This is a genomic window from Megasphaera sp. DJF_B143 (assembly GCF_900320625.1).
GTDB classification, from domain to species: domain Bacteria; phylum Bacillota; class Negativicutes; order Veillonellales; family Megasphaeraceae; genus Megasphaera; species Megasphaera hexanoica.
Genome location: NZ_ONTA01000023.1, coordinates 1 through 8,162 on the forward strand (window position 1 = coordinate 1; position 8,162 = coordinate 8,162).

Below are 8,162 nucleotides of genomic sequence, written 5' to 3' on the forward strand. Positions count from 1 at the left end.
ACGGCGCCAGACGGGACAGGGCAATACTGCGGATTTCCTGCTTGGTCATAGGCGCCTTGCCGCGGATAAAAGACTCGTCGGGAAGGCCGTGGACCGGACGCTGCCAGGGCCGGGCCTTATCGTTCCAGATCATCATGACGGCCAGCGAGCCCTCTTCCTTCAGCCCGGCCAGTTCTTCTGCCGTGCCCCTGGCTACGTGTTCATCTTCATAAGACAGTCGGTATCCCACGGCAACCCGGGCCTGTCCCAGACCAGCATGACAAAGCATGCGGCACAAGGCGGCCGGCGTGTCACTGCCACCGGTAAGGCAGAATACCTTCCCATGATGGCGCACGGCTTCTGTCAGGGAATCGCGGCGGCCATGGCGGCTGACAATATAGGTATCATGCCAGTTCGTCTGCAGGAGAGCGGCGAAATACACCAGACTGCTGATGCCGGGTATGCGGACGATATGACAGTCCGGCAAGTCCCGGATGAGAGACGCCAGGCTGTAAAACCCGACGTCGCCCGATACGAGGACAGCCATAGGGCCGCCGTCCGGAAGGAGAGACAGGGCCAGCTCATATATTTCATCTTTTTTATACGTATATACGAGTCGTTTGCCCGCTGCCGCATACGGCTCCACCATGCGCCGGTCTCCCACCAGGACCGGGCAGGCTGCAATAGCAGAACGGGCCCGGTCTGTCAGATATTCCGGATTTCCCGGACCGATACCGATGACATAGATATCCATCATTTCTTCTCCTCTCCGCCTCTCTCAGGAATCGTGCCAAAGGGCCTCGAGCTGCTCCTTGACGGCCTGCAGTGAATCCCCCGTTTCCGCTGGCCGCCCGACGACGATCAGCCGGGCACCGGCCATACGGGCCGCCTCCTGTTTTTCTGCAAATCCGCCCGGTTTTCCCGAATCCTTGGTAACGACATACCGGCTGTGATACTGACGGAACATGGCGGCGTTCAATTCCGTAGAAAAAGGCCCCTGCATACAGATGATATGTCCTGGCACATATCCCAGGGACAAGGCCCGGTCCAGCGAATCCCTGAGCGGCAGGATACGCACATAGAGCCGTTTCTCATAGTCCGGGATATGGGTAAACACGTCGAGATTCTTACTGCCCGTCGTGAGAAAGACCGCTCCTTCCGTATCGCTGAGAAAATCCGCTGCCTCTTCCATGGAATAAACTGATACGGCGTCTCCATGGGGAAATGCCGGCCGGGTCACGCGGATATAGGAAACGCGGCGGCGCATACATGCCGTGCGGCAGTTGCCGGTTACGACAGCCGCATAGGGATGACTTGCATCTACGACATGAGAAATGGCGTGCTCCAGCAGGAATCGTTCCATATCCTCTTCGGTCAGGCGGCCGGTCCACACCGTCAGCGACGGCCATGACGGAATCAGGGATGCACCGTATGCCGTGGCCACAGTGACATACGTCGGAATGCCCCGGCTTCCGGCATAAGCGGCCAGTTCCCGGCCTTCAGTCGTCCCGCCGATGATCCAAAGCGTCCCCGTCACAGCAGCGTATACCCGCGGGGCGTCACCATGTGGCCGTCTATGAGTTCTGTCTGGCTGTTGCCGATGAATACGGTCGTAAACATATCCACCGGCACATGCTGCAGTTCGCCCAGTGTCATGATCGCCGCGTCTTCTCCCTTCCGGCCAATGTGACGGACCAGGCCGGCCGGGACGGATCCATTCTGGTGCCGCAAGATGATGGCACAGGCCTTCTGGAGATAATCGGCCCGTTTGTGGCTTCCCGGATTGTACAGGCAGATGACAAAATCAGCAGCTGCGGCACAGTCCAGGCGCTTTTCGATGGTTTCCCACGGCGTCATGAGGTCGCTCAGGGAAATGAGGCAGAAATCGTTCATGAGCGGGGCACCCAGACGGGCTGCGCCGGAACAGGCCGCCGTGATTCCCGGTATGACCGTGATATCCACGTCGGGATAGGCCGCGCCCAGCTGATAAATAAGGCCGGCCATGCCGTAGACGCCGGCGTCACCACTGGATATGAGGGCGACAGAGGCGCCCTGCTGTGCCCGTTCCAGGGCCATGCGGCAGCGGTCGGTCTCTTTGGTCATGCCCGTAATGATGTATTCTTTATCGGGATAATCGTCCCGAATGAGGTCAATGTACGTCTGATAACCGGCGATGACATCACACTCTTTTAGTACACAGGCGGCCCGGAATGTCATTTCATCACGCGACCCGGGACCGATGCCGATGACATATACGTTCTTCTTCATATGGTCACTCCATCATTTCAAAATTGACGCAGAATTCTTCGCAGGCAATGGCCAGCGTCACGCCATCGCGGACGGTTTTATGCAGCAGGAGCCGTCCTCCACGGCTGGCCAGTACGGCAGCCCGTTCGCAGACATTATCGGTCCCCGTCGTTTTCTGTACGAACCGGGACGAGGCAAATCCCAGGCCCGGTGCCGCATTGAGCTGCCCGGCCGAGTAAAACTGGATGGGGATGGCGTTGTTCCTGGCAAAATGCAACAGGCCCTTTTCCTGCTTCTTGATGTCAATAGTCGCTATATCGGCGACGAGGTTCAGGCCGATGCGCAGGCGCCGCAGCTCGCGCAGTACGAGGCGGCTGATGGCTTCTTCCAGCGTATCCTTGCGGCAGCCGATGCCCAGATGGATGATGCGCGGCCGGAGCACGACTGTTTCGGCAAAGGGATAACAGTCCTGGCTGAGAGTAATGGCCATGCCCAGAGGCCCCGATGGCTGCATTTCCAGTCCTTCCGGCAGCGTACCTTCTACGGGAAAATCACTGTATACCCCGACGGGGCCGCCGTCCAAAAGTCCTGCCGAGAATGCCTTGGCTTCCCGCATGGACGAAATGACCATGTGATTCCGTGCCGCCCATTCATCGACGGCAAAGAGATGGTTGACATCGGTCGCCGTCGTAATGACCGGCTGGCCATGAAGATAGCCGGCCAGTTTGCGCGTCATCTGATTGGCCCCGCCTATATGCCCCGAAAGGAGGGGAATGACGTACTGCCCTTTTTCATCGATGACCAGGACAGCCGGATCGGTCGTTTTGCTCTTTATATAAGGAGCAATACTGCGCACGGCAATACCGGAAGCCCCGATAAAGACCAGCAGTTCTGCCCCGGAAAAGGCCTGACCGGTACAGCTGGCCAGATCCGGCTCGATTTCTTCCAGCTGGGAATCGAGCGATACAAATTTTTTTCCTGTCAATGCCCGGACCTGCCAGCCACACAGTTTCAGATACGACTGTATGGAAATACTGAGTCTGGCGCCGCGCCGGGTAAAGGAAAACAACACTGCCTTCATCGTTTCTTCACCTCTTACACGAACTATTGGGACGCTTTGCGGAATCCATGAGTAAAGGATGGATCATACAACTTACTCCGGTCGTAGGAACCATCGAGGAAATCGCCGACCAGGATGAGCGCGGTCCGGGTAATACCGGCAGCTGCCGCCGTTTCCGCCAGGGTCGCCACCGTGCAGGGACAGACCCGTTCATCCGGCCAGGATGCCTTGTAGACGATAGCCGCCGGCGTGTCCTCTGCATAGCCGCCGCGGATGAGCTCGTCCTGCAGCTTGTCCAGAAGACCTGTACTGAGGAAAATGACCATCGTCGCATGATGGGCGGCATAGTCGGCAATGCGCTGACCGTCTGGCACGGGAGTCCGGCCTTCCATGCGGGTGATGATGACCGACTGGCTGATGCCGGGCAGGGTGTATTCCTTGCGGACGGCAGCGGCGGCGGCAGAAAAGGAACTGACGCCGGGCACGTACGTATAGGCGATGTGCCGCTGGTCCAGGGCATCCATCTGTTCGCGGATAGCCCCGTACAGGCTGGGATCGCCCGTATGCAGGCGGACCGTCATCCTGCCCGCTGCTTCGGCCTGTTCCATTTCCTGCAGGACGTCTTCCAACGTCATGGAGGCGCTGTTGCAGATGCGGCATCCTTCTTTGGTAAACTGGAGCAGCTCTGGATTGACCAGCGATCCGGCATAGATGATGAGGTCTGCTTTTTCAAGCAGTTTCTGGCCCCGTACGGTAATGAGATCGACGGCTCCCGGGCCGGCTCCGACAAAATATATCATAGGTCCTCCTCCTGTCTTACGAGAATCACAGAAAAATACCCCGTATCGTCTGCCTGTCGTAAATCCGTGCATACCCGTTCCCCCGGAAGGCCACAGCGTTCTACCAGGGAAGCGTGCTGCAAAAGTCCTGCGTCCTGCAGTTGTTCCTTGAGGGCGCCCATATGGCGGGGTACTTTCATGAGGACCTTGCTCCCCCGTACGGCGAGAAGATCCGGCAAATCGTCCCGCCCGGCCGGTACGATGAGAAGGGGTTCATCCTTTTCACACAGGGGCTGGCCCAGACGGGCGGCAGCCGCCGAGAAGCTGGTAATGCCCGGAATGACGACGGTGTCATAACCGCGGCGGCGCATTTCTTTCTGGATATACATGCACGATGCGTAAACCGTCGGGCAGCCGAGAGTAATGAGGGCGATATCGCATCCCCCGTCGAGGACGGCAGCCACCTGGTCTGATGCATCGCTGTGCGCTTTTCTGAGCCGGCCGGCATCGCGGGTCATGGGAAAGGTCAGGGACAGGATATCCTTTTCTTCCAGATGCAGCCCTTCCTGCCGGGCCGCGGCTTCTTTCAGGATGGCGGCAGCAGTCTGACGGCCGCTCTGGTCTTCGGGCAATGCCAGCACCGGGCAGCGGCACAGGGCATGCCAGGCTTTAAAAGTCACTAGTTCCGGATCTCCCGGCCCCATGCCGACGCAGTATAACGTTCCTTGTTTCATTCAGCCTTCTCCTTCTGGTGAAAGGCCAGCAGTTCCTCTGCGCGGGGAGTCTGGGCCAGCACACCGTAACGATTAGAAAACATCATGGCACCGCAGCGGATTTCGCCGTGGACCCGCTGGTCCATGTAATATTGGATTTTCCCGGCTGCCGCCGTCATGACCGGTCCGAGCAGCTGCGCTTCTATCAGTATCTCTATGGCCGTATCGGTCGTCGTACATTCATATATGCGGCGGCCCGTATCACGGCCGGCACCGCACAGCATGGCCTGGAGAGCCATGAATTCCATGCGCCCGTCTGCATAAAGGGAATGGGTGTTCATGATGCCCATCGCCAGTTTGATGAGTTTTCCCGTATGGCCGATGAGCAGGACATCTTCAAATCCTTTATAGACGGCATAGTCGAGGAGTTCGCCGACGTAATTGCTGCAGGTGACACGCTGGGAGACATCGAGATGCAGCACATCGCGGCTGAAATCGACGCCATAGTTGCCAAAAAAAGCAAGGAGGTGGCGGACGCCGTCAGCCTTGCGGGAGTTCATTTCCGTATGGATCGTATCGATCAGAGCCTGCTCGCTCATGGGATCGACAATGCCCGATGTCCCCAGGACCGACAGTCCCCCTTCAATGCCCAGGCGGGGATTGAACGTACGGGCTGCCAGGTTCTCTCCTCCGGGAATGGAAATGGTGACGACCAGTCCGCCCGTATAACCGGCCCTTTGTGCTTCCCTACGCACCGCTTCTTCTATCATGCGCCGCGGCGTCGGATTGATGGCAGGACCTCCCTTGGGACAGGAAAGGCCGTCACGGGTCACACGGCCCACACCGGGACCGCCGCAGAGGCGGATGCCCTCTCCGGTCTTTTCTACCGTTGCGAAGACGAGCATGCCGTCGGTAATATCCGGGTCATCGCCGCTGTCCTTGCGGATGGCACAGGTCACCCGGTCCGGGCCGATAGACACCTCTTCCGGCTCCAGTTCCAGCCCGATACCCCGGGGCGTCATGAGGCGCACGATGGCAACGGGCATTCCCGTAAAGAGCATGCGGGCGGCAGCCTTGGCGGCAGCGGCAGCACAACTGCCGGTCGTATAGCCGCAGCGTAATTTTTTTCCTTGTACGATTTTGTAAGTATCCATTGTTTTCTGTATATAGATTTCTGTATAGTATATACTATTTTTCTCAATTATAACATGAACTATGCCGGCCTGCTACCCTCAAAAGACGAGGACCCGGCGGCCCGAAGCCGTGACGGCCGCTTCACCGGACACGGAAAACACGTCGTGTATCATCTCCGGCGTGATGACATCCTGCGGACGGCCCTGGGCGACGATGCGGCCCTCTTTCATGACCAGCGTGCGCCGGCTGTAGCGGAGGGCCTGATTCATATCGTGCAGGACGAGGACAATGGTCAGATGGAGCGTTTCGTTGAGCTGCTGCAAGAGTTCCAAGATATCCAGCTGGTGGCGGATATCGAGGTACGTCGTCGGTTCATCGAGGAGCAGGATCTGCGGCTCCTGTGCCAGGGTCATGGCCAGAAAGGCCCGCTGCTGTTCGCCGCCCGATAAAGTATGGACCAGGCGGTCCCGGCAGGACCGGATGCCGGCATCGGCCATGGCTTTTTCGATAATATCCCGTTCCTGCGTGGAAGGACGGCGGTAAAACGTCCGGTAGGGAAACCGGCCCAGACTGACCAGTTCGTACACGGTCATGTCTTCCGGGATATCGTGTTTCTGTGTCAGGATTGCCATGCGGCGTGCCAGCTGGCGGCGGCTGTATGACGAAAGAGGCCGTCCCTCGAGAAAAGCCTGTCCGGACTGGGGCCGGATCATATGACAGAGCACTTTGAGGAGCGTGCTTTTGCCGCATCCATTCGGTCCGATGATGGAGAGAAACTCTCCCGGTACCACGCTCAGACTGATATCATGCAGGACCGGTACATGTCCCAGCGTTACCGATATATGGTCCAGACTCAGAGCCTGCGGTGTATCCATCACACGTCCCTCCTAAGAAGATACAGAAAAAACGGTGCGCCCAAAAGCGCCATGATAATGCCGACGGGCAGTTCCACCGGCGCCAGGATGATCCGGGCCACCGTATCACACCAGGTCACGACAGCCATGCCCAGAAGGGCCGATCCCGGTATGATATAGCGGTAATCCGTCCCTCCCAGGAGGCGGACCATATGGGGCACGATGAGGCCGACAAATCCCAGGAGCCCGGCCACGCTGACGGCACTGGCCGCCAAAAGCGCGGCTATGGCTGTCAGTCCCAGCCGTGCCCGTTCGACCGATAGTCCCAGGCCGCGGGCCATGTCATCGCCGAGCTGCAGGAGATTGAGATAGGAAGCTCCAAACAGGGACAAAGCCAGCCCCGTCAGAGTGTACGGCACGATGAGGGTCACGTCATTCCAGCTGCGGGCAGCCAGCCCTCCTACCATCCACAGCAGGGCGCCGTGTACGCGGTCACTGTAAAAGATGAGCAGACTGGAAATGGCAGCGCCCAGAAAGGCCGACACGGCGACGCCGGCCAGGATGACGCGCACGGGCTTGATGCCATTTTTCCAGGCCAGGATGTAAATCATGACAGCTGCCACCATGGCACCCGTAAAGGCAGCGGCCGGCATGAGATACGTATAGGCAGGAAACAGGATGAGGATGGCAATACCCGTAAGACCGGCCCCGGACGAAATGCCGATGATATGAGGATCTGCCAGAGGATTGCGCATGACCGCCTGAAGGATCGCCCCGGAAAGGGCCAGATTCATGCCGACCATAGCGCCGGTCACGGCCCGTGGCAGGCGGATATTCCAGATGATCTGACTCATGGTGCTGCTATCGGGAACGAGGAGAAACTGCAGGGCTGCCGACGCCGTAAAGGATGCCGCCCCCTGGGTGACCGACAGGACGATACCCGTAATGGCCAGCAGGGCAAACAGCATAAGCAGGATCAGCCGCTTCAGCCAGCGCCGCCCCATCAGTGAAACACCTCCGGATAGACGGCTTTGGCCATATAGGCGACGGCCTGCGGATAATCCAGCCCCGGATTGAGGAGAAACAGATTTTCCGGCAGCACATAGACCCGCTTCTGCCGCACCGCCGTGAGAGTCTGCCAGGCCGGGCTGCTTTCCACATCCTGACGGAGCCTTTCTTCGATTTTGTCACTACGGCCCATAGAGGTGATGAAAATGACCTGGGGGTCCTTTTCTACGAGTGCTTCCATGCTGTACGGCACCTTTTCGGCACTGTTTCCCACCTTGTCCGCCCCGTCCCGGGCTACATTGGTAAAGCCGAGGATACGGGCGGCATCGCCGGCAATGCTCTTGTCCAGTTCCAGACTGACATGGCTGGGTGTAGCGTGCAAAATGGC

At 58.6% G+C, this 8,162-nt stretch carries 10 protein-coding genes; all 10 read right to left on the reverse strand.

From position 1 onward, the window contains the following. Window positions 1–736 (reverse strand): precorrin-6y C5,15-methyltransferase (decarboxylating) subunit CbiE (cbiE, locus tag DBO31_RS00505; RefSeq protein ID WP_234995336.1); only part of this gene is annotated, 736 nt, incomplete at its 3' end. A 21-nt stretch (window positions 737–757) separates the two neighbouring features. Then, window positions 758–1,516, reverse strand: a complete 759-nt coding sequence (gene cobK, locus DBO31_RS00510) for a precorrin-6A reductase (RefSeq protein WP_150824176.1) — start codon at window positions 1,514–1,516, stop codon at window positions 758–760. Beyond that, window positions 1,513–2,247 (reverse strand): precorrin-3B C(17)-methyltransferase, encoded by a 735-nt coding sequence (gene cobJ, locus DBO31_RS00515; protein ID WP_059075809.1) that lies wholly within the window; start codon window positions 2,245–2,247, stop codon window positions 1,513–1,515. The genes cobK and cobJ overlap by 4 nt, the downstream gene beginning before the upstream one ends. Window positions 2,248–2,251: 4 nt before the next feature. Further along, a complete protein-coding gene (locus tag DBO31_RS00520; protein WP_075582385.1) occupies window positions 2,252–3,307 on the reverse strand; it encodes a cobalt-precorrin 5A hydrolase in 1,056 nt (351 codons plus the stop codon). A gap of 23 nt (window positions 3,308–3,330) precedes the next feature. Further along, window positions 3,331–4,086, reverse strand: coding sequence for a precorrin-4 C(11)-methyltransferase (gene cobM, locus DBO31_RS00525; RefSeq protein ID WP_150824177.1), 756 nt, complete (start codon window positions 4,084–4,086; stop codon window positions 3,331–3,333). Next, window positions 4,083–4,799 (reverse strand): precorrin-2 C(20)-methyltransferase, encoded by a 717-nt coding sequence (gene cobI / locus DBO31_RS00530; RefSeq protein ID WP_150824178.1) that lies wholly within the window; start codon window positions 4,797–4,799, stop codon window positions 4,083–4,085. The genes cobM and cobI overlap by 4 nt, the downstream gene beginning before the upstream one ends. After that, window positions 4,796–5,932, reverse strand: a complete 1,137-nt coding sequence (cbiD, locus tag DBO31_RS00535; RefSeq protein WP_150824179.1) for a cobalt-precorrin-5B (C(1))-methyltransferase CbiD — start codon at window positions 5,930–5,932, stop codon at window positions 4,796–4,798. Before cbiD ends, cobI begins: the two co-directional genes overlap by 4 nt. Window positions 5,933–6,010: 78 nt before the next feature. Beyond that, window positions 6,011–6,787 carry an ABC transporter ATP-binding protein gene (locus DBO31_RS00540; protein WP_150824180.1) on the reverse strand — a complete coding sequence of 259 codons (777 nt, stop codon included), beginning with the start codon at window positions 6,785–6,787 and terminating at the stop codon, window positions 6,011–6,013. Beyond that, entirely contained in the window at window positions 6,787–7,770 is a 984-nt protein-coding gene (locus tag DBO31_RS00545) for an iron ABC transporter permease (RefSeq protein ID WP_059075803.1), read from the reverse strand. The genes DBO31_RS00540 and DBO31_RS00545 overlap by 1 nt, the downstream gene beginning before the upstream one ends. Beyond that, window positions 7,770–8,162 (reverse strand): ABC transporter substrate-binding protein (locus DBO31_RS00550; protein ID WP_150824181.1); only part of this gene is annotated, 393 nt, incomplete at its 5' end. The genes DBO31_RS00545 and DBO31_RS00550, both read right to left, overlap by 1 nt.